Raw genomic sequence first — 25,609 nt, 5'->3', positions numbered from 1 at the left:
TCCTGGCGTTTCGCTGACCTCGGGCGGAGAGTGGGTCCGTAAGCACTTTGGGTTGCTATGGCGACGCAAAGTACTCACGGGCCCCGAGCTCGGGAGGCGGACATGCGGGATGCCTTGCATGGTCCGGGCGGCACGCAGCCCTTGCCGCCCATGCCGGTTTATCCGGATGCGCTGTCCGGTTCGTTCGCGATCCCGCAGCAGCGGACCGTGGCGCCCGAGCCGTGGGCACCGACGACTACACCCGAGGACGTCCGGAGGCCGGTGCGGCGTCGTCGGCCTGCGGAGCGGGGCCCGCAGACTCCGCAGCTGGAACCGCCCCAGGAGAAGCCGCGGAGCACGGCCGGGGCGATCGTGGGCTTCCTGATCGCTCTGCTCGCGGGTGCCGCCGTGGCGTTTGCGATCTTGCACCGGGTCCTCGAAGTGTTCTTCAGGTGACCGCGGGCCGGTCGGTGCCGCCCCGTACAGTCTGGGTGTCCGTGAAGTACTGGAGGGCGACGTGATGCAGACCGACGCTCCGGAGCAACCGAGGACCGGGGTATGGGCGGAGGTCGTCGGACAGCCCGACGCGGTGCGGACGTTATTCGCCGCTGTGCGTGCCGCCCACCTTCAGGTGCGGGGCGAGCCCGTCCAACCAGGCGCCATGACGCACGCGTGGCTGTTCACCGGGCCGCCCGGTTCGGGTCGGTCGATCGCTGCCCGCGCCTTCGCCGCGGCGCTGCAGTGCGTCGACTCGGAGTTGCCGGGCTGTGGCCACTGCGCGGCGTGCCGGACGGTGCTGCACGGCACCCACGCGGACGTGCGGCTTGTGGCGCCGGAAGGACTGTCGATCTCGGTCGCGGAAATGCGGGCGCTCGTGCAGGCCGCGGCTCGGCGGCCGACCACCGGTCAATGGCGCATCGTGTTGATCGAGGATTCCGACCGGCTCACCGAAGGCGCGGCGAACGCACTGCTCAAGGCGGTGGAGGAGCCGCCGCCGCGCACCGTGTTCCTGCTGTGCGCGCCGTCGGACCACCCGGAGGACGTGTCTGTCACGATCCGCTCCCGGTGTCGCGTCGTGCAGTTGCGCACGCCGTTGTCCGCTGCGATCGCCGAGGTGCTGCACGAGCGCGATGGCCTGGACGCGGCGCTCGCGCAGTGGGCGGCTTCGGTGTGCGGCGGCCACATCGGCCGGGCGCGGCGGCTGGCGACCGACGAGGAGGCGCGTGAGCGGCGCGAGTCGGTGCTGCGCATTCCGTTGGGCCTGCGACGGTTCTCTGATGTGTTCACGGCGGCGACCGGGCTGGTGAAGCTGGCCGAGACCGAAGCGGTCACCGCGAACGAGGACCGCAACGAGGCTGAGAAGGAAGAACTGAAGACCGCGATGGGTGCGGGTGGCACCGGCAAGGGCACGGCGGCGGCCACCCGCGGCGCGAACGCGGCGCTGAAAGAGCTGGAGAAGCGCCAGAAATCGCGCGCTACGCGCTCCCAACGGGACGCGTTGGACCTGGCGCTGGTCGATCTCGCGGGCTTCTACCGGGACGTGCTGGTGACCCGCGCGGGCTCGACCGCGCCGCTGAACCACCCGGACTTCGAGCGCTCGGTGTCCAAAGCGGCGGCGGAGTGGACGTCGGAATCGACCCTGCGCCGGCTGGACGCGGTCCTGGAATGCCGCCTGGCCCTGACCCAGAACGTCAAGCCGATCATCGCGGTGGAAGCCATGCTCGCCGTCCTCTACACCGGATAATTCCACAGTAGACATCCGTGGCACGGCGGCCGCAAAATTCGTGCTCGTGTTTATTCGCCTTTAGCGGTGCGCAATTGGCGGAAAGGAAAACCGAAGGGTCGCCGTCGTGGCGAAGAGCATGAACTGAGCCCTTCGTGAAGTAGCGCCCGGCCGGGGCGTTCGGCGGGAGGGGGTCGCGACAACGCCCCGGCCGGGCAGGGGCCTCGACGCGCCTTATCAGGGTCGGCACGTCGAGGCGTCTGGAAAGTTCAGGAACCCCAGACGGTGGATGGAAAGCCGATGTCGATCAAGGGCATTGATCTCCTAGTTCGCCGTGCGATGCGCGAGGCGTAGCACAAGGAATCTTCATGTTTCTGCGGCGCAAAGTGGAACGAAGATCCAACGACGGTCTCCCACCGAACTGCGACAGCAGCATCATGCTCCACCCACCACATCGGATTCTCCTCGCGACAAACGATCGCTTGCAAACTTGCACTGTTGTGCGGCGGTCGCCAACTGCTTGATCGGGTGACGAAGAGTGGCGAATGGGTGGCATTGCTCATCTACGTGGTCGGCGCCCCTCGCGCACGCACACTTTCGGCCGAATCGACGGGTGGCCGACCCGCCCGGCAAGACGCCGTGCAGGAAGCGCCAGCGGCGGGACTGGTCGAGTGTCGGGATTTCCCAATTTTAGGCAAATTTCGAACCCGCAGCCGCCGCCCATTGCGGCTCTTGGTTGTCCACAATGGATTTACGTGTATTTCCGCTAGTGGTGGCGACGAGCCGGGCTCGCCGACGTCAATGCAAGCCTCCAGCGCAGTCGCGGCGAACAGCCGAACGATGGAAACCTGCAACGTCGAGGTGCCGAGCCGCAAGGTGTCAAGCAGCGAGGCGTACGCGCGTCGCCGGGTGGTCCCCGTGGCACCCACGGCCTCACCGAACCGCGCAGTCGACGGCCCGGTGACCACGTCGAGAAGTCGCCGCGCGGCCGCTACCCCCGCGTCTGGCCGGCGCGCCGGAGATGAACGTGCCAGTCAGTGGATGTCCGCCGAAGCCCAGCGTCCCACCATGCCGGTCGGCGACGAGGGCCTTGATCTCGGTGCTGCCCACGTCAACACCGACGAGCACTTCGGTCGCAACGAAATCCACCCCGGCCCCTCCTTACGATCGACACGGCCCCCGCCGGAGTCCCACTGAACTTCCGACTTCGGTGTCATCGACCGGACCGGCAGGGGGCGTGCGAGATCCGCGGATCGAGCCCGCTACACTTGACCGCGCACCGCCGCCTTAGCTCAGTCGGCCAGAGCGACGCACTCGTAATGCGTAGGTCGAGGGTTCGATTCCCTCAGGCGGCTCGCCCGGAAGACCGCAGGATCACGCACGTGACCTGCGGTTTTTCTTTTGGGGTGATCGACGCGGGATAGCGCAGCCTCCCCACGAACGGACTGTGCATGCCCGATGCGTGGCGTGCCCATCGGTACCGGTGCGCGCCCGTGGAACCAGCCGCACGGCAGCCTCAGCCGCCTCGCGGGCGACCTGCGGCAGAACGCCTGTGCAGGATCTCCTGAACCACTTGCCGTCGGCGAGTGCGAGCGTCGCCGTGTCGTGCCGTAGATCGCGCAGCCGAACCGGCGGTAGGTCGGCCGACCGACCTTTCTGAGGTTGGCGATCGTGGTCACGCCATCGGCGGTGCTGTCCCGATGCGGCGTGATGGTCCCGAGAGACCGCGCGAGGTCGAGCAGTCTTGCCTGGTCGTGGACACCGTCGAGCGTGATTCCGTCGGTTGCGACCTTCGTAACGAGTGCCGAACTCGTAGCTGGACACGAGCGTCGACGCCCGCGTCATCCAGCGTTCGTTATTAGCATCGGTCTGTGGAGGAAGTTGTGCGACGACTATGGCATGCGGCCACCGGAGGACCGACTAGGAGAGACCTATTCGGCGCGTATCTTCCGAAATGAGATTGGTTCGATAATCAGCAGTGCGTTCCAGGAAGGGAAACATAGCTTCGCAAGTGCGTCGAACTCGTGGCACGTAGCGTTCGTGCCTCGACTTTGGCTGGAAGAGGGGATGCGTCGCATAAGAAGAGATACTGGCGAGGTGTCCTTCACCTACGCTCACCGGCTCGCCACCCGCGAGGACTTGCCCTCGATCATCGACATTTACAACTCCGCCATACCAAGCAAGACCGCTACTTGCGACCTGGAACCTGTTACTGTCGCTTCCCGAGAGGCATGGTTCGAAATTTCGACTCCGGATCGCCATCCCATCTGGGTCGGCTACGAATCCGGCTCTCCGCAGACTGTGACGGGCTACCTGTCTTTCGAACCTTTCCTCAATAGCCGCCCCGGATACGATGTGACCGCAGATCTCGCCCTGTATCTCCACCCTGAACATCGCGGCCGGGGGCAGGGGGCCTATCTGCTTCGTGAGGCGATTGCGCATGCTCCGAACCTAGTACGGCAGCAGCCATTTGGTTTTTGACCTGCGGGAACGTGTGGTTGGGGGCTGCGTTCGATGTAGGGCAGCCGCCTGTTGATCATGTGTTTGTGAGGACAACAGGATCACAGGCGGCTGCGGCTGCCAGGATAGGTGTTCGGTTGGGTGGGCGGAAGTTGGGTGAGTTACTGGAGGAGCTGCGCTGGTGTTTTCGGCGGATCGGCCGTTCGTGCAGGCCCGTAAGTACGTGCGGGCGGTGATGAGCGAGATACCGAAACGGAACGGATGGACCGTTGCCGAGCACGTCGGGGACCGAACGCCGGACAAGACGCAGCGGCTGCTGAACCGGGCGCGCTGGGATGAGGCCGCGGCGATGGCCGAGATCCGGCGGTTCGCGGTGTCCGGGCTAGAGGAGGCGGCCCGCAAGTCCGGACGCAGGCGCGGGAAGCTGGTGATCGGGGCGCTGGATGAGACGGGGCAGCAGAAGAAAGGCGAAGCCACCGCAGGCGTCAAACGCCAGCATATGGGCTGCGCGGGCCGGGTGGAGAACGGGATCAACATGGTGCACCTGTCGTATGTGCGCGAAGGCACCGGACACGCGTTGATCGGGTTCCGGCAGTGGATCCCCGAAGGACACCTCACCGACCCGGTGCGGGCGCTGCGCATGGGACTACCGGCAGACCTGACCTTCCGCACCAAAGGACAGCTCGCCATCGACATCTGCACCACAGCGACCACCGACGGGATCCGACCCGATTTCTACTGCGGGGACGAGGTTTACGGAAACTGCACCGAACTGCGGGAGCACTTCGAGGCCGACGAGCAAGCCTATGTGCTGCGGGTCCAGAAGAACTTCCGGATCACCCTGCCCAGCGGCACGGTGCTGTCCTGCGAACAGGCAACCAAGACACTGCTCAAACACAAGCGACGGTGGGAAATCCGCTCGGCCGGCAAGGGCTCCAAAGGCGACCGGTGGTACGCATGGGCCTGGATCGCCACCGCCTCACAACGGCACTACCTACTCATCCGCAAACACCTGCGCACCGGCGAACTGGCCTTCCACTACTGCTTCGTACCCGAAGGACAACTGCTCACCAAGACGAGGCTGATCCGGGCCGCCGGGCTCCGTTGGCCCGTCGAGGAAGGATTCGAGTTCGGCAAAGACAGCTTCGGCCTGGACCAGTCCCAAGCCAGGCTCTACACCGCGATCGCCCGGCACACCGTGCTCGTCTGCGCCGCCCTCGCTGTCTGCGCCGTCACCGCCGCGCTGCTACGCGACCGCACCAACAGCCAAGCCTCCGAACCAGCACACCCGGACCAGCCCCCACCCGCCGATCCCGGCATGATCCCGCTCACCATCCCCGAAATCAAACACCTGACCGCCGACACCACACGCCGACCATCCGAAAACACAGCCCACTGGGTGAACTGGCGCCGCAAACACCAAGCACGATCACGATGGCACCACAAACGCACCAGACTCGCCCGCGACACCAAGATCACCCAGGTCAGCTAGCGAATGGCTGCTGCCGTACTAGGCCTGCGGACTCTCGCCACCACCATCTTCGCCAGTAATGAGCGCAGTATCCGGCTCTTCCAGGCTCACGGGTTCGCGGAGTGGGGGCGACTTCCTGGTGTGGCCGACCTCGACGGTGTGGTACAGGATGTTGTCTTCGTCGGACGGCCAGTGAACTGACTGGCCGTCCGGGCCGCAGGCTGTTGCGCACCGCGGTGTGGGACGCCGACGCTGTGCGTGCCTCGGCGGGGATTAGAAACGTGCGTGCGTGAGGACGACCGGCGCGGCAGCCACGTGGGGCCCGTACGGAACCCGCCATGCCTGCCCGATGCGAGCCCATTTCTGACGGTCTGCGGGTCGATCCGGGGGCCGGCAACGTGGCGGCCCATCGGGATCGGTCGGAGCAAACACCGTGGCCGCCGAGTTGCTGCGGCCAGTTCGCGATGCGTGCTGGGACCTGTTCGGCGAGCGTGTCAGGTGCTGCGGTGTGAGCATGCACAGTTGCCGCGTTCAGTCGACGCTGATCAACTGGCGATTGTATGTTTGTTCGTCGTGTTCCATTTCGACTCGGACCGCCGCGATCTGGCGGCGGCCCCAGCGTTCCGAGAAGCCGTAGCGTTGGCCCAGCTGAGCCCCGGTGATCGGTTCGCCGATCTCCAGGGACAGGCGATAGTCGCGCCGGGCGAAGGTTCGCTTGTTCTCGTCTGTCAGGGGCTCGGCCGGGACCGGTGGCAGCGTTAGGGTTTGCTCCGCCGACTCGACCCCGATCGGCCTCGCTGGCGTCTTGACGTCGTCGCGGTTCTCGACCGCTTCGGGGCTGGCGGAGGTCTCGGGTTCGGTTTCGCCGGGGCTGGGATCCTGGCCGAGCTGGTCGTCGGCCTTGGCGCCCGACTGGGTTTCGTCCGGCTGGGTTTCGGATCGGTCGTTGTCGGATCGATCTTCGGTGTTTACCTCGGGTTCAGCCGACGGTGTTTCCGCGGTCTCCGTGTGCATCGCGATTTCCGGAGCTGCCTGAGGTTCTGGTTCGGTTGCGGACCGCTGCGGTTCGGGTTCAGGCCGCGAATTCGCGGAGTTCTGCGGCGGTTCGGCTTCAGGAAGCGGGGTTGTGGCGTTCTGCAGCGGGTCAGCTTCAGACAGGGTTGTGGAGTTCCGCTGCGGCCCGGGTTCGGGCTGTGGCGGTGCAGGGGCGTGTCGCGGCTTGGGGCCGGGCTGTCGAGGTGCGGCGGCTTCCCGTAGCTCGGGTTCGGCTTGCTGTGATAGGGAACCCGCGATTTGTGGTGGCTCGGGGTTAGTCGGCGCTTGTGCCGGTGCGCCCGAACGAGGCTGCGGGACGATGGGGATCGGCTGGTCGCCGGGCTGCGCGGTGCGGTCTTCCGGCACCGCGAGGGTTGACGCCTCTGGCGCGACTTGTTCGTGGGACGGGGTGCCGAGGCCAGCGATCTCCGACACCGGGATATCGGTGACCTGGCGGCGGAACGCTCCGGAGGTGCCGTCGCGGTCCACCAACCAGCGCAGCACCAGAAGTCCCGGCCGAAGGCGGAGGCGGCGCTTGCCGTGCCGCTCTTCGTAGTCGGCGCGCAACTCGGCCAGGACCACGTCGAACACCGCGACCGCCGCGACCGGGAGACCGGCGGCAACGACCCGGGCCTCCGGCGTCGTCTGGTGGATCCAGTTGATCCACGACGAGATCGCGGTGAAGGTCCACATCAGCAGCCGACCGCGCACCGCGCTGCGTCCGTAGATCGAGGCGCGGTAGGTGATCAGCGTGGCACCGAAGGCCGCCCCGTCGAAGGTGGCCGGAATCAGCCAGGCCGTCCAGTAGCTGAAGCCGACCATCTGGTCCTGGCCGTAGGCGTGCAGGCCGACGAAACTGGCGCCCCAGCCCATCACCGCCGCAAGGGCCACGAATCCCAGTGCAGCACGGGACAGCCAGAGACCGTGGCCGGATTTCGTGCTCTTCGGTTGATTGCTCAACGTGAGTCCTCAGTCAGCGGATCTTCGCGGGACTCGACGATCGTAGACGCCGCGTTGTCACTCGAACAGGTGGTGCGTATCCCGATTTCGCCAAGTTTTCGAGGGGTGGAACATCGCCAGACGGTTTTACCGCCGGTGGTGGCATCGATGTCCTATGTAGACGATGCTGGACGAGCAGGCGATTCGCCCCCGACGAGCTCGCAGCTGCGGACCTCGAAGGACGGTCAGGCGGGCATCCTGCGACTCGCGGTGCCGTTCCGGACGAACTCCGAGCTGACCCAGCGTCACTGCGACTGCCGGTGCGCTGCCCGATGCAGAAGTGTGGTCCAGCGGGACGTAGCCCACGACATCGACGGTCCTCGTCTTCCACGCCGTGGCGATCGAGCAGGCTACTGGACATCACGACTCGGCGCCGGCCCTGCGAAAACGGCAGGACGAAGCGTTGTCAGTGGTCAAAGCTTCGCCAGGGCCTGGGCGAAGTCGGCAATGAGGTCGTCGCGATGCTCGATGCCGATGCTGATCCGGACCAGGTCGTCGGTGATGCCGAGGGATTCCCGGTCGGCTCGGCTCATCCCCGCGTGCGAGGTGGCCACCGGCCGGGTGATGAGGGATTCCACGCCGCCGAGACTCGGTGCGTCGTAGGGGAGTCGCACCGCATCGATCAGCGCGCGGGCGGCTTCAACACCGCCGGTGGGCCGGATGCTGAGCATTCCGCCGAAGCCGTCGAACAGCTCCGCAGCGTGCGCGTGGTCCGGGTGCGAGGCGAGACCCGGATAGTTGACTTCGCGGATTTTCGGCTGTGCCGCTAGGAATTCGGCCAGCGCCAGCGCGTTTTCGTTCTGCGTCCGGACGCGCAGCGCCAGCGTCTTCAGGCCGCGGGCGAGGAGGAAGCCGGCGTGCGGGTCGAGGCTGCCGCCGAAGTGGTTCGAAGTGGTCCGGGCGCGCTCCACGTGTTCGGCGCGGCCGATGATCGCCCCGGCCACGATGTCGGAGTGGCCGTTGAGGTATTTCGTCGCGCTGTGCAGGGAAAGGTCGAATCCCGCTGCCGTCGGCCGGAAGTTCACCGGCGTCGCGAAGGTGTTGTCGATCAGGCTCACCAGGCCGTTCCGCCGCGCGAGTTCGGCGACCTCGCCCAGCCTGCCCACCCGGACCAGCGGATTGGTGATGCTCTCCACCAGGATCGCCCGCGTGCTCGGCGTGCGGGCGGCCTCCCAGGTCTCCGGGCGCTGCGGATCGATGAACGTGTAGCGCCAACCGAAATCCGCGGCATGGTGGGTCAGGAAGTCGTGCGTGCCGCCGTAGAGGCAGTCGCCGACCAGCAGATGATCGCCGGTGCGCAGCACGCTGTGCAGAGCCGTCGAGATCGCGGCCAGGCCGGAGGCGGTCGCGAGCGCGGCTTCGGCGCCTTCCAGCGCGGCGAGCTTGTCATGTAGGTACGCCTGCGACGGGGTCGAGTTCAGCCGGATGTATTTGATGTCGTGGTAGTCGGTGTCGGACGGAACCGAGTACACCGTGCTCTGGTAGATCGGGTACACCACGGACCCCTCGGGGCCCGGCCGCCGCTCGCCGCCGTGCACCGACAAGGTCTCGATCCGTGCTTCGTCCACCTGAACCTCCCTGGCTGCTCGTGAGCCTCGATCCGGCAAGGACCAGAACAAACGGCTCACGACCCATCGAATGACTTCGCTGCCACCCTAGAGAGGGTTTCAAAGGTGGTTTTCGTAGCGGTGCGGGTAGCGGCCCCCCTGCGGAAGTTACCGTCGCCGCCGGGGCTCCGGGATCCCCGACTTATGTATGCCCAATACACGGCGCTGGGGCTGTCCTCGCCAGGCAACGCCCGAGAACCCACGGCGGTGCAAGCTAAGTCCCGCACCGCAAGTGGCTTACGCCGCTTACAAAACAGACCCCAGGAACCCCACCCCCGCCGCGGGAAGCACCTGACCGATTCCGGCCGCCGGCTTGAGGGCCCCGCTCATTCTTACCTCGACCGGATTACGACCGCTCGGGTGGTGTGCGGATCGGGAGGTGCACGGAGCGGATCGGCGGCGTCCGGCACGCTCCGTGACACGTGGAAAGAGCTTCGGCTTAGACCCGGGTGCGATTCACCGGTAATTGTGACCACTGTGGACTCAGGGTGTTGGCGGCGTGGTCTTGTGGAGGATCTTCCGGCGCATTCGAGCGGAAACCGAGAATTGCCCACCCGTCACGCCATTGAGTCATTTTCGAAATGCGCTGCGAACGCCTTTCGGTTGCAATTTCTGCCGACCCGCCCGGCTGTCGGTTTCGAATAATCGCGGCCCCAGTGCGGAATTCGGACCGGCTGTCGCGCGAAAGGGCGCGGGCGGCGGAGGAGTGGAATCACAATGGCGATGCGACAAAAGACCGTGATTGGCGGATTGGTCGTCCTGCTCGTGATCAGCGCGCTTGGCCCCATCGGTGCCGTCACCGCCGCGTTGGCTGTGCAAGACGCCCATCCGAAGCTCCCGGCGGTCGGACGGGACCGTGCCGTCAACTTCGCCGCGCGGGCACCGCGCAGGTCCGAACGGGCTGTTGAGCCTCCTCCGGCGTGGGTAACGCCGACAGAGGGCGAGATCAGCAGCGGCTTCGGCGAGCGTGGCGGCACGGTGCACAAGGGCATCGACATCGCCAACGAGATCGGCACTCCGATCCGGGCGGTTTCGCCGGGCACCGTCATCGATTGCGGGCCGGCCAGCGGCTTTGGGCTGTGGATCAGAATTGTGCACCAGGGCGACGTCGTTTCGATTTACGGGCACATCGACGAGACCTTTGTAGCGGTCGGGCAACCGGTGCGGCCCGGACAGTTGATCGCGACTATGGGCGATCGCGGCCAATCCACCGGCCCGCACCTGCATTTCCAGCTTGAGGTCGCCGGGCGGCCGGTGGATCCGGAGCTGTTCTACCGGGACGTCTCTGCCTGGTTGACGCATTAAAGAAGCTGCCCGCGCCTCTCCGCGACTTCCCACGGCGCGCCGACCGCCGAGGGTGATCGGGTTGCCCGATCGCCGGTTGCTCTGTCAGGGTGACAGCCTCCGGAAAGTGCCCGTGATGCCGGACATGACGCCACTGGCTATTACCATTGTCCGTTATTGGGCGACGGGCAGCGTTCTAGCCCAGCGGCGATCACCTTGCGCATCGGGTGGTGAGCCGATCAGACTAACCCACGATCACCCTCCTGGTCGATTGTCGTGGTGCTTCGAGAGCTACTTCGATCGCATAAAAGCGCTGGGAGGATCAATGTGATGAAACGGGTGGATACGACCGGAATCATCAGCAGTGGGGTGCTCGCCGCGGATCGCCAGCCGCTGGACTGGGAGCGTCGGATCACCGCGCGGTCCGAGCAGCACTACCGCGCGCGGTTGGTGCAACGGCTGCTGCTGGTTTGGGCGGTGCCGGGCAATTCGCTGCTGATCGGCGCTGGCGCGATCGCACTGGGGTTATGGTCGTCGCCGCTGCCCGCCGCCGTGCTGTTCGCGCTTGCGGTGGGCTCGATCGCGGTGTCGACGAAATTCGTCTACCAGCAGCACTTTAAGGTTCGTGCGGTGGAGTCGGAACTGCGTTCTCTCGAATACGAGAATCGCGAGCATGTGCTGGAAGAGTTGGGGTCTGGGGATTTGCTGGGGACGCACAAGCGTTACCGGGCGCAGTTGCCGGAGCTCATCGAGCGCTATCGGGGCGAGGCCCGCCGGGACCGCCGGAAGGACAACGTCCTGCAGACGGTGATCATCGGTGGCTCGATAATCGCCGCGTCGGCGACCTCGGCCGCGATTTCCGTTGTGGATGCTCGCTGGGTCGCGTCGGGATTGAGCCTGCTCGTGGCGGTGGCTGCGGCCTTCGCCGGTTATGCCAAGTACCGGGACCGGTCCACGGCGTGCCAGCAGACGGCCGATGCGCTGGAGCGCGAATACGAGTCGGTGGAGTTGCGGGTGGGCCGGTACCGGGGATTCGACAGCGAGGGCGCGTCGTACGCGGCGTTCGCCGACGCGGTCGAAGCGTTGCGGGCCGAACAGGCGCACCGGTTGCCGTCGGCAGTGACAGATGGGATCGCGCTGTAGTCGCTTCGACACCTGGCCGCCCAGAAGTGGGGCAGGGTGAGCGGATAGTGATCACCGACCGTCCATTTTTCCCACTTATGTGATCGCTGAATAGTGGAGAGTGATTCTTCCGTAATCTCCGGCGCGGCGCACAGGAATCGGCCTGTGCAGAGAGGAGCATTGCGATGAAGCGCACCCTTACCGCAGCAGCCGCCGTGCTGGCCGGCGGCGCCGGCGCGGTCGGCTTCGCCGCTACCGCGAACGCGGCCGAGACCCCGCAACTGCCCGCAGAGCTGCCCACCGACAACAACCTCGCTCAGACGGCGTATCACTTCGCCGGCACGGTGCACTCCGCGCAGCAGACCGTGGGTGACGTCGTTCCGGTGCAGGAGCGGCTCGCGGGGCGCAGCGGCGCCGATGACTCGCTCAACGGCCTCACCGGAGCGCTCGATGGCGACAAGGTCACCGGCAAGCTCGGCGACATGACCGGTGGCAAGAGCCTCGATACGCGCGACCCGCTCGGCACGCTGCCGGTCGGCGAAGTGATCCCGGCCGGGCAGACCCTGCCCCTGGCCAGGACCGGCGGACCGGCCAACGACCTGCTGCCGCCCGAGATGGCTTCGGCGCTGGACGGCACCCGGCCGGGCGTTCCGCAGACCGGGCCCGAGCAGCAGAATGTCGACTTGGTGGGCGAGGCGCTTAACGGCGCGCTGGCCGGTTCCCCGGCCGGCGGTTCGAAGCCGTCGGTGGCCAGGGGCGGCGAAGCGCTCGGCGGAGTCACCGGCCCGCAGGGCCCGCTCGGCGGCGTGACCAACGACCTCCCGGTCGGCAAGACCGCTCCGGCCGCGCCGCTGGGTCAGGTCGACGACCTGCTCGGCCACGGCCCGCTGGGCGGCGCCAACCAGCTCGGCGGCTGAGCGAATCCCGGCGGCTCGTCGACCACGCCCAGCGGTTCACCGACCGCACCGGAAGCACCGGCGAGGGCTGAAATGCGCGATCAGCACCGGACCCCGGTCGATACCAACGCTGAACCGCCGATGGCGCCCGTGAGGATTCGATGGCCCCTGCCGAAACGGCGGGGGTCATCGTCATGGTTCGCCGGCATGGGCAGTGCTTGGCGGTGAGTCCGCTGCGGGAGGTGGCCAGCCGAGGTGATCAGGTGATTTCGACGGTGCCGGCCGAGCCGTGGACGGTGATCTGCCGGCCGTCGACGATCCGATTCGTGGCATCGGGAACGCCCACCACCGCGGGGATTCCGTATTCCCGGGCCACCGTCGCGCCGTGCGAGTTCGGCCCGCCCATCTCCATCACCAGGCCACCCGCGGTCAGGAACAGCGGCGTCCACCCCGGGTCGGTGGACGGCGCGACCAGGATCTCCCCGGGCGCCAGCCGCGCGCGGACCGGATCGTGCACCACTCGCGCCGTCCCGGTCACGGTCCCCGCCGAGGCGGATGTCCCGACCAGGTGCCCATCGACCGCTTCGGCGGGCAGCGTCGCTTCGGGTTCGGTGCCGTCCGAGAGCAGCACTCGCGGCACGTGCCGCCGACGCAGCTCGCGTTCGTGCGTTTCGCGGCGTTGAGCCACCAACTGCCGGTGATCCGCACCGGCGAGCACCTCGGAAACCTCTTGGTAATCGAGGAAGAACACGTCGTCTGCCTGTGCCAACCGCCCCGTCGAGGCAAGTTCGCGGCCGACGGCCAGCAGATGCCGTCGGGCGTTCGCGATCGCCAGCACCAGGCAGTATTTCGGCAGTTCGCGCAGCCCGGCGAGCTGGCGCACCCGGTCCACCGCGAATCCGGCTACCCGAGCGCGCAGCGGGCTCTTGCGGCGCAGTCGGGACACGATCTCGGCGGCCATCCGTTCCGCTTCTTGCGCCCCGCGTAGGTAGAGCTCGTCGGCGGCGTGCCCGCTATCGCCGGTCTGCACGTAGTTCGCGATGAGGCCGAGCACGTGCGCCGGATCCTCCGACCAGCGCGGGACGCCGATGTCGATTTCCGCGACCGTGCGGTGCCCGTCGCGGTCCAGGAAGACGTCAAGTCCACTTTGGATTTTTTCCGGCAGGGTGCGGCTCCGGTAGCGCTCGGCGAGCTCGTCGACGGCGGAATCGCCGAACAGCCGGGCGGTTTCGGGGTTCTGCCGGGCGAGCTGCGCGATGCCCCACAGTTCAAGATCCATTTCGGTGGTGACGTTGTGCGGGATTCCGCGCAGCAAGATCTGCACTTCTTCCGCGGTCGCCGCCGTGCCCAACAGCCGCGGGAGCAACCGGCTGAGCACGAGGATGGGCAGCATCCGCGGCGGAATCCGCGCGATGCGCGGAGCCGCAACCTCTACCAGGCCCTGCTGCGCCGCAGCCAGCCGTTCGCCAGCGGATGACGGGTTGGTGCGCGCCAGGCCCGCGCGGATTTCTCGCACCAAGCCGAAAGCCTGCTCGCGGGCGCGTTTCGGGCTCCACAGCGTGCGTGCCAGCTCGATCGGCGCTTTGGTGTGCGCGACGATCCCGGCGAGCCGGCGCACCAGCGGCCACGGCACCTTCGGGTCCAGGGGCAGCCGCGGGTCGTCGAGCAGCGACTCGAAGACCTTGCCGGTGCGCGCTTCGGCCATCGCGAACACCTGAGGTGCCACGGCCCGGCCGATTCTGCTGCGGGTCATGCCGGTGATGTCGGCGAACAGCCAACCGTCGGCCTGCCGCCAGAGCTTCGGCTGAGGGCCGTCGGTGGGGATCCCGAGATTGCGCATCAAGTGCGTGAACATCAGCGCCAGCGTCGCCCCGCCCATCGGAGTGATCGGCCGGTAGACCCCCTGCGCCACGTTGATCGACAGGTAGACGTGCAGGCCGCCGAGGGGTTCGGCGGGCACCGGGAACAGCGTGGTGATCGGCCGCGACTGGGTCAGCCAGAGCGTGCCATCACCGTCGATGGCCCACTCGATGTCCTGCGGGGTCCCGTAGTGGCGCGCCACGTCCGCGCCCAGCGCGGCGAGCGAGCGGGCTTGGTCGTCGGTTATCGAAGGATGATTTCCTTGCTGCACAACCGATTCCGTGCCGCCGCCGGGCTTCGAGCGAATGCTGGTGGGCTTGTCGCCGAGCCGCCGCGCGGTGATCCGGCCGGACTCCACCACGAAGTGGTCCGGGGTGACCGCGCCGGATACCACCGACTCGCCGAGTCCGGTGTTCGCGTCGATCACGGCCTCGGTTCGGCACCCGGTTACGGGGTTCGCGGTGAACAGCACGCCGGCCGCGGTCGCGTCCACCATGCGCTGCACGACCACCGCCAGCCGTACCGCGCGGTGGTCGATGCCGTTGGCCGCCCGGTAGGTCACCGCTCGTTCTGTCCACAGTGAACTCCAGCAGCGGCGCACCGCGTCCAGCAGGGCGGCTTCGCCGACGACGTTCAGATAGGTGTCCTGTTGGCCCGCGAAGCTGGCGTGCGGCAGGTCCTCGGCGGTCGCCGAGGAGCGCACCGCCACCGGTACGTCCGGCCCGAGTTCGGCGTAGGCGGCCGCGATCGCGGCCGCTAACCCCGCCGGGAGTTCGGCGCCGGCCAGCCGGGAGCGGATTTCGGCGGCCGAGCCGGGTAGCCGGTCGAGCAGGTCGCCGGTCAGCTCCCGGCAGACCTCGTCATAGGCGCGGGTGCTGATGCAGAAACCGGGCGGCACCCGGAAACCCGCCGCCAGCAGCTCGCCCAGGTTCGCGGCCTTGCCGCCGACCAGCTCGCCGTCCTGCGCGCCGATCTCGCCGAGGTCGAGCAGGGTCTGGACCTCCAGCGTGCTCATTTCAACCTCCCCGCGCCGATGAAAGCAAGGTAGCTCGCAGCCGACGGTTAAATCAACATATGTTGAATTTTTGCTGAGCCATTGGGGTGATATCGGCGGCTGCCGCATCAGGAGCCGAGCGGTCCGGCATTTCTCTCTCCGGAGGAGGGATCGGAATGCAGTGGTGGATTTTGATGGTGGCGGCGATGGGCGGCCTGGTGGTGCCTGCCCCGGCGATCCGGCGGCGCGTGCGCCGGCGGCGGGCGATATCCCGGGTGCGGACCGAGCTGGCGCGGTTCTACCCCCCGCGCGAGCCGGGCAGCGGGAAGCGCCCCTCGACCGGTGCCGCGACGGACCGGCAGCCCGGTGTGCGGCATGCCCGGCCCGTCGGAGGCGCGGCGGCGCTGACGTGGCCCACCGCACAGGAAACGAAGTTGCCTCGCATTTGTTCGCAGGTCATGCTTGATCTCGGCAACTAGTTGAGTGCTGCAAGCAAATTCCTGGGGATGTTCGTACTGCGGCGCTTCCGCCGGTATCGCACCGGCCCCGTCACGAGGAGAAATGATGTCGGAAACGGCTGTGCCACCGGCGCAGACCGCCGCGCCCGCACTGAGCCACCGCCAGATCCTGACCGTGCTCACCGGCCTGATGCTGGGCATGTTCCTGGGCGCGCTCGACCAGACCATCGTCAGCTCGGCGATCCGCGTCATCGCCGACCAGTTGCACGGGCAGACCGCGCAGGCCTGGGTGACCACCGCATACCTGATCACCGCCACCATCACCACGCCGCTGTACGGCAAGCTTTCCGACATCTACGGCCGCAAGCCGCTGTACCTGACCGCGATCTCGCTGTTCCTGACCGGATCGCTGCTGTGCGGGCTCGCCAACTCGATCTACGAGCTTGCCGCGTTCCGCGCGATCCAGGGCCTCGGCGGCGGTGGCCTGATGTCGCTGGCACTGACGATCATCGCGGACATGGTGCCCGCCCGGCAGCGCAGCCGCTACCAGGGCTACTTCATGGCGACCTTCGGTGCCGCGAGCGTGATCGGCCCGGTGATCGGTGGCCTGTTCGCCGGCCTGGACACTTTCGTCGGCATCGACGGCTGGCGCTGGGTGTTCCTGGTCAACCTGCCGGTCGGGCTGGCGGCGCTGGCCGTCGTCGCCAAGGTGCTCAACGTTGCCACCGAGCGGGTCCGGCACCGCGTCGACTACCTGGGCGCGGTGGCGCTGGTCGTGCTGCTGGTGCCGGTGCTCACCGTCGCCGAGCAGGGCCGCGAGTGGGGATGGCTGTCGCCGACCGCGCTGGTCATGTACGCCATCGGCGCGTTCGGGCTGCTGCTGTTCGTGTTCGTCGAGCGCCGGATGGGCGCCGAGGCGCTGTTGCCGCTGCGGATGTTCCGGCGCCCGTCGTTCCGGATGGGCAACCTGCTCAATTTCCTCGTCGGCGTCGGGATGTTCGGCGGGTTGAGCTCGGTGCCGCTGTATCTGCAGATCGTCAAGGGCCTGAGTCCGACCGAGGCGGGCCTGATGCTGCTGCCAATGACCGCCGGGATCATGACCGCTACCGGCGTCGTCGGCACGCTGATCGCCAAGACCGGCCGGTTGAAGGTGTTCCCGATCATCGGCGCCGCGTTCATGTCCGCCGCGCTGTTCCTGTTCAGCCTGATCGAGGTGGACACCTCGCTGATCCAGGTGGGGTTGACGGCCGTGGTCATGGGCTGCGGGCTGGGCATGCTGATGCAGACGTTGACGCTCGTGGTGCAGACCGACGCCACCCCGCGCGACCTGGGCGTGGCGACGGCATCGGTGAACCTGTTCCGCCAGACCGGCGGCACCGTGGGTGCCGCGGCCTTCCTGTCGGTGCTGTTCAGCACGGTCGGCGGCCGGATCGAGGACGCGATGCGCGCCGCCTTCGCAAGGCCGGATTTCGTCGCCGCGCTGCGCGATCCGGCGCTGCTGGCGAACCCGGCCAACCGATCGTTCGTCGAAGCGATGCAACACGGTCACGGGTCGGGGCTCGACCTCAACGACACGTCGTTCCTCTACAACCTGGACCCGCGCCTGGCGCGGCCCGTCCTGGAGGGCTTCGCCAGCTCGATGGACACGGTGTTCTTCGTCGGGGGCTGCGTGATCCTGGTCGCTTTCGCGCTCGCCTGGCTGCTCCGCGACATCCGCCTCGACTGACCCTGTCCCCAGAGTTATCCACAGAATCCCCAGTTATCCACAACTCTGTGGATAACTGGGGATAAACGCGAAAGGGCCCTCACCGCATCCAGCGCGGTAAGGGCCCTTTCGCGGGTCGGGGGTTTCAGTGCCCCTGTTCCTTTGCCCGTTCGTACGAGCGCTTGATCTCCGCTTCGGCCTCGGTGCGGCCGACCCACGTTGCGCCCTCCACGCTCTTGCCCGGCTCCAGGTCCTTGTACACCTCGAAGAAGTGCTGGATCTCCAGCCTGTAGAACTCGGCGATGTGATGGATGTCGCGCAGGTGCTCCTGGCGCGGGTCATCCGAGGGCACGCAGATGACCTTGTCGTCGCCGCCCTTCTCGTCGCGCATCCGGAACATGCCGATGGCGCGCGACTTGATCAGGCAGCCGGGGAACGTCGGTTCCTGCACCAGGACCAGTGCGTCCAGCGGGTCGCCGTCCTCGCCGAGGGTGTCCTCGATGAACCCGTAGTCCGCCGGGTACTGGGTGGCGGTGAACAACGTCCGGTCGAGACGGATTCGTCCCGTTTCGTGGTCCACCTCGTACTTGTTCCGGTTCCCCTTGGGGATCTCGATCGTGACGTCGAAGTCCACGCGGTTCCTCACTCGTCTTGCGTCGGATGCAGCCGCCCGCTCGCGCGCGCGACCACGTCTAGTGTGGACCACGGGGGCTCTCCGGGCCCCACCGCAGTGCGGGAGCTCGCAATCTGGCAGGCTGGCGATCTGTCGAGGAGGAGCACGTGCCCGAACCCCAGAACAACGGGGGTGAGGTGTCCGAGACCGACGTCCGAGCGTCAGCACCGGATAGCGAGAGCCCGACCCGAACCGATGCGTCGTCCCCGGACGGCTCGCCGCCGGACTGGCCCTCGGCAGACGAAGCCGCCGCGACGTCGGAGAACACCGAACCCCAGACCGGCCCCAACCCGCCTTCCGAGGCCGCGACCTCGGTCGCTGCCGCGCCCGATGGCTCGCCGCAACCCGGCGCGACGAGTCAGGGCACACCCGGCGCGGCACAGAAGCCCGTGGGACAGGCCGATTCTGATGAGACCAATGACACAGCCGCTGCGGTCCCGGTCACCGCGACGAAGAGAGTCGGGGGCAAGCTTGACGCTGGATCCTCGGCTGCCGCTGGGGAAGACGCCGCCGGCGTGCGGGACACTGCGCGGCTGACGGCTTCCGAGTCGGCCGCTGACGAGAAGTCCTCGCAGATCAATGCCGAGGCGAACGCGACAGGCGGCGAGGTCGAGAAGGCCGCGCGGTTGACGACGGCTGATCCGGCCGAATCCAACGGCGGCGAACAGGCCGACGCCGCGCAAGCCGCAGTATCGGCCAGCAGCGCGAGTAATGCGGAGACGCTGCCCGAGTATCAGGCGAAACCGCAGGGACAGGCGGCTGCCGCCGACGAGCAGTCCCAGCGCAGTGCCGATGCCGACGATGGCGAGCCGAAGCGCGTCGCCGGGAGGCTCGGCGAAGGGCCGTCGGAAGCTGTCTCCGATGCGGCCGAGCGGTCCAATGAAACTGCCGCCGATGGTCAGTCGGGTGACGCCGATGGTCAGTCGGGTGACGCCGATGGTCAGTCGGGTGACGAGGTCGCCGACGAGCCGGGGGATGGGGCCGAGGGCGTCGCCGAACCGATCAAGGGAACCGAAGGCGAAAGCACACCCCGCGAACACGCCGAATCCGGCGCGAGCACGGAGAAGTCCGGAACGAAAGCGGAGACCGGTAGCGGCGCCGAGAGCGAAACGGTAGCTAAGACCGGAGCCGAGCCCGCTGATGCGGAGCAAGAAACTGCTGCGCCGGGAACCGGCGACAGCAGCGCGGAGACCCCCGAGTCAGGGACGGCGACGGACGCGGGCGCCGGGCCCGAAACCGACAACACCACCGACCTCGGAACCGACTGCGAGACCGACCCCGAAACCGACGGCGCCACCGAGCGGGAAACCGACGGCGCCACCGAGCGGGAAACCGACGGCGCCACCGAGCGGGAAACCGACGGCGCCACCGAGCGGGAAACCGACGGCGCCACCGAGCGGGAAACCGACGGCGCCACCGAGCGGGAAACCGACGGCGCCACCGAGTCGGGGGCAGTCGCCGCTGGGGAGAAGGCCGAAACCGGCACCGACGCCCGATCCGGAACGTCCAGCACCGAGCCCGACGCCGGAATGACCACTGGCTTGGGAACGGTCGCTGCGGCCGGGTCCGAGTCGGAAACGGGTGCGGATTCCGGGACGACTTTTGCCGCTAGCACCGCATCTGGAACGGCCGTCGACACCGAGGCCGGTGCGGAGGCAGAGGCCGCAGCAAGCGATGGGCCCGGTCCCGGATCGGTGGTTGCGGCCGACATCGAATCTGGAGCGGCAACCGAACCCGCACCTTCCGCCACTGGCCCAGAGTCCGCTGTGGATGCCGGATCCGGAGACGCGACGGGCGTCGGCTCCGAGCCCGGCACGGCGGCCGATTCCGCTGTTCCCGCCACCGGTGCGGCGGCCGAGCCAGGGGGTGCGGCAAACATCGGCGGTGCGGCCCCGGAGACTGCGGGGGACTCCCATTCCGAGGCCGACTCCGGTTCAACCGTCGAGTCCGGGGGCGAAACGAGCGCCGCCGCGGAGCCTGGTCGCGACGCCGCTGCTGAGGGGAAGATCAGTGTCGGCACCGAGCGCGGCGCGGAAGTTGGAACCGCAGCTGCGACGGAGGCCGAGTCCCGAGAGGTAGGCGGGACGACAGCGGCAACCGGCGGCGAGCCGACGTCCGAGCGAAGTGACAGCAAAGAGCCCGAGCGGGACGACCGGCCGACCGACGAGCAGGAACGCGTAGTCGTCGAGCCACCGACCGCTGCCGAGCAGACCCAGCCAACCGGTGCTGATCAGACACAGCGGTTCACGCCGATCATCGCCGCGCCGCCACCGAGTGGCGGCCCTGCCGATTCGGCGCCCAGCAACACCGAGCAGACGCAGCAGATCCCGCAGATCGGTGCCGCCGGGCAGTTCGCGCCAGTCGCCGGGCAGCGTGACCCGACCCAGCGGATCGCGAAGGCTCCGGCGGAAACCGAGGCGGAGAAGACCGCCCGGATCGATCTCAAGGACCTCGAAGGACTGCGCGCCGCCCCGGACTCGGGGTCGGCGACACAGCAGTTCAAGGCCGTTCCGCCGGTCGCGCCAGCCGAGCGGACCCAACAGTTCGCCCGACCGGACTTCGACGGGCCGCCGCCGCGCCCGGCATCCGGCGGGAACTTCGCGGGTCTGGCCGCGCCGCGCGCCAATCCGTCAAGCGGGCCGCCGCAGGGCCCAGCGGGCCTAGCACCACCGGCCCCGGCCGCGTCGCCGGACGCATTCGCGGGCCTGGCTCCGCCGCGGGCTCAACCGCAGCGCATCGGGCCGCAATCCGTGTCGCCGGCGGGCTTGGCCGGTGTTTCGGCCCCCAAACCCGCGTCGCCGGAGGATTTCGCCGGGCTGACCGCACCGCGGGCGCAGCCGCAGCGGATTCCCCCGAACCAGCCGCCGACCACCCCACCGCCGCAGCCGCCGATGAGCGCGGACCCGCCGGAGGCCGAGCCGCCCGAGGCCGAGCAGCCGCGGCGACGTCGCCGGATGCTCATCGCGGTCGCAGTGAGCGTGGTCGTGCTGCTCGGGGCAGGCGTCGCCTTCGGTCCGACACTGGTCGACGCCCTGACGGAGGCGCAGATCGCGGACCCGCCCGCGCCGGTCCAGCTCGATCCGGCGTTCAAACCCCTCAGCCGGAGCGCGCCGCTGCCCCAGCAATCCGGCATCGGCTCCGCGCTGGCGGGCCCGCTCGCCGACCCCGGTCTGGGCACGCTCGGTGGGGTCGTGCTCGATGCCCAGACCGGCTCGGTGCTGTGGCAGCAGAATCCCGGCCAAGCGCTCGTCCCGGCCTCCACCGGCAAGCTGCTGACGATGAGCGCGGCGCTGCTCGCGCTCGACCACCAGCACCGGTTCACCACCAAGGTGGTGCGCGGCAGCCAGCCGGGCAGCGTGGTGCTGGTGGGTGGCGGCGACCCGACGCTGTCCAAGCTGGCTGCGGGCAAGGAGTCGGTGTACCCCGGGGCACCGCGGCTCGACGACCTGGTGGCCCAGGTCAAGGCCGCGACCGGCGGGAACGTGACTTCCGTGCAGGTCGACACCAGCCGGTACACCGGGCCGCGCAGCGCCCCGGGCTGGTTGCCACAGGACGTGGCCGCCGGGTTCTACTCGCCGATGGAGCCGGTGATGCTCGACGGCGGGCGGTCCGACCCGACCCAGGACGTCAGTCCGCGTTCCTCGGTCCCGGCGCTGCAGGTCGCGCAGGAGTTGGCCGCGCGGCTGGGCGTCGCAGCGGTGTCGCAGGGCACGGCCCCGCCGAACGCTCAGGTGCTCGGGCAGGTTCAGTCGGCGACTGTGCAGGAAATGACCGAGGCCGTGTTGCAGCACTCGGACAACGTGCTCGCCGAGGCGCTGGCCCGTGAGGTCGCCATCGCCACCGGCAACGAGCCGTCCTTCGCCGGTTCGGTCAAGGCGGTGCGCGAGGTCCTGCGGAACAACGGCTTCGACCTCGGCGGGTCGGCGATGGTCGACGGCAGCGGGCTGTCGCTAGAGGACAAGGTCACGCCCAACCTGCTCGGCTCGCTGTTGGCGTCGGCGAATGCCGCGGCGAACCCAGAGGGCGGATTGCCGCCGCAGTCCGCGAAGCTGCGGGCGCTGCTGCCTGGCCTGCCGATCGCCGCGGGCAGCGGCAGCCTGACCGAGCGCTATCACGGCAGCCCGGGCCAGGGCTGGGTGCGGGCCAAGACCGGCACCCTGGACGGTGCCAACAGCCTCGCCGGCACGGTGGTCACCGAGGACGGGCGGCTGCTGGTGTTCGCGCTCATGTCCAACGGCACCAGCTCGGCGGCGGCTCGTCCGGCGCTGGACAAGGTCGCCGACGCATTGCGTGGCTGCGGCTGCCGATAGCCACAGCGCCGCTGTTGCGCGAAATCGGCGGTCCGGCGCATGGCGGCAGCGACCGACCCGATCGGGCCCTTGCCGGGCCGGGATGTTCCGGCGGCTGCGCAGGGTGTCGGCGTCGACCGCTCGAAAGTGAGGTACCTGCGAGGGTGGCGAGCGGGTACGGTCGGTCGTGTGAACGCCCGACCTTCCACCCTGCCTCCGCCGCCGGACCGGGGCGTTGCCGGGGAGCATCGGGCGCTGGACTGGAACGTCGCCGTCGCTACCGCCGTCCGGTTGATGAAGCCGGGGCCGGAGGTGCCGCGGGCCGAGGCCGAGCAAGCGGTGCGCTCGCTGCGGCAGTTCAGCGTCGAAGCCGAAACCCACGTCCGCGAGCTGACCGGCCTCGGCCAGGAGCTGCCGATCGCGGAGGGTGATGTCGTCGACCGGCCCGCCTGGGTGCGCGGTGCGGCCGATGGTCTCGCCGAGCTCACCGACGCCGCGCTGTCCACAGCGGACTCCCAGGTGCTGCGGGGCGCCGAAGCCTTCGGCGGCCTGGGCGCACGTGGTGCCGGGGTACAGGCCGGGGTCGTGCTCGCCTACCTCGGCGGCAAGGTGCTCGGCCAGTTCGATCCGTACGGTGAGTCCGGGGTCGCCGGGCAACGCGGCCGGTTGCTGCTGGTGGCGCCGAACGTCGTCGCGGCGCAGAAGTCGCTCGGGGTGCCCGCAGACGACTTCCGGATGTGGGTGTGCCTGCACGAGTCGACGCACCGGCTGCAATTCAACGCGGTGCCGTGGCTGCGCGAGCACTTCACGGCGTGCCTTGGCACGTTGCTGGCCGAGATGGAAGGCACCACCGGCGAGTTGCTGAGCCGGTTGCCCGCCGTGTTGCGCGAGGCCCGCTCGGTCCGATCCAGCAGTGACTCCAGCCCCGGCGTGCTCGGGTGGATCGAGCTCCTGCAAACGCCGACGCAGCGGGCCGCGCTGGACCGGATCATCGCCATCTCCACGCTGCTGGAGGGGCACGCCGATCACGTGATGGACGCGGTGGGCCCGCAAGTGGTGCCGAGCGTGGCCACGATCCGGCAGCGGTTCACTGAGCGGCGCAAGGGCGGCGGGCTGCTCGACCGCGTCCTGCGCAGCCTGCTCGGGGTCGACGCGAAGATCCGCCAGTACGCGCAGGGCGGGGCGTTCACCCGGCACGTCGTGAACGCCGTCGGAATGGCCGACTTCAACGCGGTCTGGTCGTCGCCGGAGCACCTGCCGAACCGCGCCGAGATCAACGATCCCGCAGCCTGGATCCGCCGAGTCCACGGCTGACCGCGCTACCGGCGTTCCTGAGCGGAAGGCTCCGGCCCGCACCGAACGGAGCACTCGTGCGGATCCGGCCGGGCCGAGGCGGGAGAATGGCCCTGTGCCGCCCGACCCCGCCGTCAGCGCCGTCCGCACCGCCGTCCGGCGTCTGCTCGGCTCCGCTGCCGCGGCGCCTTTCCGGGGCGAACCGCTCGTCGTCGCGTGCTCCGGCGGCGCGGACTCGCTGGCGCTCGCCGCTGCCGCCTCGCACGCCGCTCGCCACGGGGGCATCGCGGTGCACGGTCTGGTCGTGGACCACGGGCTTCAGGCTGGCTCCGCTGATGTCGCCGTTCGCGCGGCTGAGCAGCTCCGCGAGCTTGGGTGTTCCGCCCGGGTGATCAAGGTCGAGGTCGGGACCGGCGGTGGGGTGGAGGCCGCTGCCCGCCACGCGCGCTACACGGCGCTGCGCGACGAACGTCCGCCAGGCTCCCTCGTGCTGCTCGGGCACACCCTCGATGATCAGGCCGAAACCGTGCTGCTCGGGCTCGGGCGCGGTTCGGGCGCCCGCTCGATTTCGGGAATGCGGGCGGTGGATCCGCCATGGGCGCGCCCGTTCCTGGGCATCCGCCGGGCGACGACGGAGGCCGCCTGCGCGGCCCTCGGTCTGGAGCCGTGGCAGGACCCGCACAACTCCGATTCCCGCTTCACGCGTGTGCGGTTGCGCACAGAGGTCCTGCCCCTGCTGGAAGACGTGCTGCAAGGCGGGGTGCGGGAGGCGCTGGCTCGAACCGCGCGGCAGCTGCGCGAGGACGCCGACGCGCTGGACGTCATGGCCGCCGAGGTGCAGAGCCGCGTCGAGGTCCGCGGAGCACTCGATGCCGTGGCGCTGAAGGAAGTTCCGGGCGCGTTGCGGCGCCGGGTGTTGCGCTCTTGGCTGCTGGAGCGCGGCATCCCCGAGATCACCGACGAGCACCTCCGGGCGGCGGATTCGTTGGTGGCCGAGTGGCGCGGCCAAGGCGGACCGGCCTTGCCAGGCGACTTTGTGCTGCGCCGGGCACATGGCACGCTTCTGGTGGAAGCGGCGGGTCGCAAGCCGCCGAATGTCTGACGAGGCCCACCGGTCCCGTCGATTCGGAAGAGGGGAAGCCGGGCCGTGTACGACGGCGACATTGCTGCTGTGCTCATCACCGAGCAGCAGATCAACGACAAGGTCACCGAGCTGGCCAAGCAGGTCGACGAGGACTACCGGCAGACCGGTGGTGATCTGTTGCTGGTCGGCGTGCTCAAGGGCGCGGTGATGTTCATGACCGACTTCGCGCGGGCGCTGCCTCAGCCGGCGCAACTGGAGTTCATGGCGGTCAGCTCGTACGGCTCATCCACCTCGTCGTCCGGCGTGGTGCGCATCCTCAAGGACCTCGACCGCGACATCGCCAACCGGCATGTGCTGATCGTCGAGGACATCATCGACTCCGGGCTGACGCTGTCCTGGCTGCTGAAGAACCTGAGCTCGCGCAACCCGGCGTCGTTGGAGGTATGCACGCTGCTGCGCAAGCCGGACGCGGTACAGGTGGACGTCCCGGTGAAGTACGTGGGCTTCGACATCCCGAACGAGTTCGTCGTCGGCTACGGGCTGGACTACGCCGAGCGTTACCGTGACCTGCCTTACATCGGAACGCTGGACCCGAAGGTCTACACGTCCGGGGTGTGACGGCTGGGCCGCAGTGTCCGGTTCGGCCCTCCCGTCCCATCGCGGCTGGGCCGCCGAGT

Annotated in this window: 17 protein-coding genes, 1 tRNA gene and 1 pseudogene; 14 read left to right on the top strand and 5 right to left on the bottom strand. The window is 68.6% G+C overall.

The window, feature by feature from the left end; all coding sequences use genetic code 11:
• The first annotated feature begins 102 nt into the window (after nucleotides 1–102).
• Nucleotides 103–435 carry a hypothetical protein gene (locus BJ970_RS07455; protein ID WP_184725349.1) on the top strand — a complete coding sequence of 111 codons (333 nt, stop codon included), beginning with the start codon at nucleotides 103–105 and terminating at the stop codon, nucleotides 433–435.
• 64 nt (nucleotides 436–499) lie between these two features.
• A complete protein-coding gene (locus BJ970_RS07450; RefSeq protein WP_184728944.1) occupies nucleotides 500–1,723 on the top strand; it encodes a DNA polymerase III subunit delta' in 1,224 nt (407 codons plus the stop codon).
• 912 nt (nucleotides 1,724–2,635) lie between these two features.
• Here BJ970_RS07450 and BJ970_RS07445 read toward each other — a convergent pair.
• Entirely contained in the window at nucleotides 2,636–2,851 is a 216-nt protein-coding gene (locus BJ970_RS07445; RefSeq protein WP_184725347.1) for a hypothetical protein, read from the bottom strand.
• Nucleotides 2,852–2,983: 132 nt separating this feature from the next.
• On the opposite strand from BJ970_RS07445, the gene BJ970_RS07440 reads away from it, so the two are divergent.
• The 3 genes and pseudogenes from BJ970_RS07440 (at nucleotide 2,984) to BJ970_RS07430 (ending at nucleotide 5,654) form a co-directional block, all read left to right on the top strand.
• A tRNA-Thr gene (locus BJ970_RS07440) sits at nucleotides 2,984–3,057 on the top strand.
• A 742-nt stretch (nucleotides 3,058–3,799) separates the two neighbouring features.
• Nucleotides 3,800–4,183 carry a GNAT family N-acetyltransferase gene (locus BJ970_RS07435; protein WP_184725345.1) on the top strand — a complete coding sequence of 128 codons (384 nt, stop codon included), beginning with the start codon at nucleotides 3,800–3,802 and terminating at the stop codon, nucleotides 4,181–4,183.
• Nucleotides 4,184–4,314: 131 nt separating this feature from the next.
• Nucleotides 4,315–5,654: pseudogene (locus BJ970_RS07430) on the top strand (IS701 family transposase).
• A 510-nt stretch (nucleotides 5,655–6,164) separates the two neighbouring features.
• Here BJ970_RS07430 and BJ970_RS07425 read toward each other — a convergent pair.
• Both BJ970_RS07425 and BJ970_RS07420 read right to left on the bottom strand, forming a co-directional pair.
• Nucleotides 6,165–7,628: a DUF2637 domain-containing protein gene (locus BJ970_RS07425; RefSeq protein WP_184725344.1), complete on the bottom strand. Its 1,464-nt coding sequence runs from the start codon at nucleotides 7,626–7,628 to the stop codon at nucleotides 6,165–6,167.
• 452 nt (nucleotides 7,629–8,080) lie between these two features.
• A complete protein-coding gene (locus BJ970_RS07420) occupies nucleotides 8,081–9,235 on the bottom strand; it encodes a trans-sulfuration enzyme family protein (RefSeq protein ID WP_184725342.1) in 1,155 nt (384 codons plus the stop codon).
• Between the two features lie 756 nt (nucleotides 9,236–9,991).
• On the opposite strand from BJ970_RS07420, the gene BJ970_RS07415 reads away from it, so the two are divergent.
• The 3 genes from BJ970_RS07415 to BJ970_RS07405 all read left to right on the top strand — a co-directional run bounded on the left by BJ970_RS07415 (nucleotide 9,992) and on the right by BJ970_RS07405 (nucleotide 12,597).
• Nucleotides 9,992–10,579, top strand: a complete 588-nt coding sequence (locus BJ970_RS07415) for a M23 family metallopeptidase (RefSeq protein ID WP_184725340.1) — start codon at nucleotides 9,992–9,994, stop codon at nucleotides 10,577–10,579.
• Between the two features lie 309 nt (nucleotides 10,580–10,888).
• Nucleotides 10,889–11,701: a DUF4231 domain-containing protein gene (locus BJ970_RS07410; RefSeq protein WP_184725338.1), complete on the top strand. Its 813-nt coding sequence runs from the start codon at nucleotides 10,889–10,891 to the stop codon at nucleotides 11,699–11,701.
• Nucleotides 11,702–11,865: 164 nt separating this feature from the next.
• Nucleotides 11,866–12,597: a hypothetical protein gene (locus tag BJ970_RS07405; RefSeq protein ID WP_184725336.1), complete on the top strand. Its 732-nt coding sequence runs from the start codon at nucleotides 11,866–11,868 to the stop codon at nucleotides 12,595–12,597.
• A gap of 238 nt (nucleotides 12,598–12,835) precedes the next feature.
• On the opposite strand, the gene BJ970_RS07400 is transcribed toward BJ970_RS07405, so the two are convergent.
• Nucleotides 12,836–15,451 carry a PEP/pyruvate-binding domain-containing protein gene (locus BJ970_RS07400; protein WP_184725334.1) on the bottom strand — a complete coding sequence of 872 codons (2,616 nt, stop codon included), beginning with the start codon at nucleotides 15,449–15,451 and terminating at the stop codon, nucleotides 12,836–12,838.
• A 155-nt stretch (nucleotides 15,452–15,606) separates the two neighbouring features.
• Here BJ970_RS07400 and BJ970_RS07395 point away from each other — a divergent pair, with 155 nt between their 5' ends.
• Nucleotides 15,607–15,909: a hypothetical protein gene (locus tag BJ970_RS07395; RefSeq protein WP_184725332.1), complete on the top strand. Its 303-nt coding sequence runs from the start codon at nucleotides 15,607–15,609 to the stop codon at nucleotides 15,907–15,909.
• Nucleotides 15,910–15,994: 85 nt separating this feature from the next.
• Nucleotides 15,995–17,614, top strand: a complete 1,620-nt coding sequence (locus tag BJ970_RS07390) for an MDR family MFS transporter (protein ID WP_184725330.1) — start codon at nucleotides 15,995–15,997, stop codon at nucleotides 17,612–17,614.
• 124 nt (nucleotides 17,615–17,738) lie between these two features.
• Here BJ970_RS07390 and BJ970_RS07385 read toward each other — a convergent pair whose 3' ends face one another.
• Nucleotides 17,739–18,227 (bottom strand): inorganic diphosphatase, encoded by a 489-nt coding sequence (locus BJ970_RS07385; protein ID WP_184725328.1) that lies wholly within the window; start codon nucleotides 18,225–18,227, stop codon nucleotides 17,739–17,741.
• 146 nt (nucleotides 18,228–18,373) lie between these two features.
• Here BJ970_RS07385 and dacB point away from each other — a divergent pair, with 146 nt between their 5' ends.
• The 4 genes from dacB (at nucleotide 18,374) to hpt (ending at nucleotide 25,550) form a co-directional block, all read left to right on the top strand.
• Nucleotides 18,374–22,576 (top strand): D-alanyl-D-alanine carboxypeptidase/D-alanyl-D-alanine endopeptidase, encoded by a 4,203-nt coding sequence (gene dacB / locus BJ970_RS39395; RefSeq protein WP_184725326.1) that lies wholly within the window; start codon nucleotides 18,374–18,376, stop codon nucleotides 22,574–22,576.
• Between the two features lie 168 nt (nucleotides 22,577–22,744).
• Nucleotides 22,745–23,869 (top strand): Rv3626c family coenzyme F420 biosynthesis-associated protein, encoded by a 1,125-nt coding sequence (locus tag BJ970_RS07375; protein ID WP_184725324.1) that lies wholly within the window; start codon nucleotides 22,745–22,747, stop codon nucleotides 23,867–23,869.
• Between the two features lie 94 nt (nucleotides 23,870–23,963).
• Nucleotides 23,964–24,950 (top strand): tRNA lysidine(34) synthetase TilS, encoded by a 987-nt coding sequence (gene tilS / locus BJ970_RS07370; RefSeq protein WP_184725322.1) that lies wholly within the window; start codon nucleotides 23,964–23,966, stop codon nucleotides 24,948–24,950.
• 45 nt (nucleotides 24,951–24,995) lie between these two features.
• A complete protein-coding gene (gene hpt, locus BJ970_RS07365; RefSeq protein ID WP_184725319.1) occupies nucleotides 24,996–25,550 on the top strand; it encodes a hypoxanthine phosphoribosyltransferase in 555 nt (184 codons plus the stop codon).
• The last annotated feature ends 59 nt before the right edge of the window (nucleotides 25,551–25,609 follow it).

This window comes from Saccharopolyspora phatthalungensis (assembly GCF_014203395.1).
Taxonomy (GTDB): Bacteria; Actinomycetota; Actinomycetes; order Mycobacteriales; family Pseudonocardiaceae; genus Saccharopolyspora; species Saccharopolyspora phatthalungensis.
Note: the sequence above shows the minus strand (reverse complement) of the source record. Positions and strands in the feature narration are given on the sequence as shown.

What these genes read in the sequence shown, in the direction of transcription:
- BJ970_RS07455 (WP_184725349.1), top strand. Translation starts at nt 103, where the DNA reads ATGCGGGATGCCTTGCATGGTCCGGGCGGCACGCAGCCCTTGCCGCCC.
- BJ970_RS07450 (WP_184728944.1), top strand. Translation starts at nt 500, where the DNA reads ATGCAGACCGACGCTCCGGAGCAACCGAGGACCGGGGTATGGGCGGAG.
- BJ970_RS07415 (WP_184725340.1), top strand. Translation starts at nt 9,992, where the DNA reads ATGGCGATGCGACAAAAGACCGTGATTGGCGGATTGGTCGTCCTGCTC.
- BJ970_RS07410 (WP_184725338.1), top strand. Translation starts at nt 10,889, where the DNA reads ATGAAACGGGTGGATACGACCGGAATCATCAGCAGTGGGGTGCTCGCC.
- BJ970_RS07405 (WP_184725336.1), top strand. Translation starts at nt 11,866, where the DNA reads ATGAAGCGCACCCTTACCGCAGCAGCCGCCGTGCTGGCCGGCGGCGCC.
- BJ970_RS07400 (WP_184725334.1), bottom strand. Translation starts at nt 15,451, where the DNA reads ATGAGCACGCTGGAGGTCCAGACCCTGCTCGACCTCGGCGAGATCGGC.
- BJ970_RS07395 (WP_184725332.1), top strand. Translation starts at nt 15,607, where the DNA reads ATGCAGTGGTGGATTTTGATGGTGGCGGCGATGGGCGGCCTGGTGGTG.
- BJ970_RS07390 (WP_184725330.1), top strand. Translation starts at nt 15,995, where the DNA reads ATGTCGGAAACGGCTGTGCCACCGGCGCAGACCGCCGCGCCCGCACTG.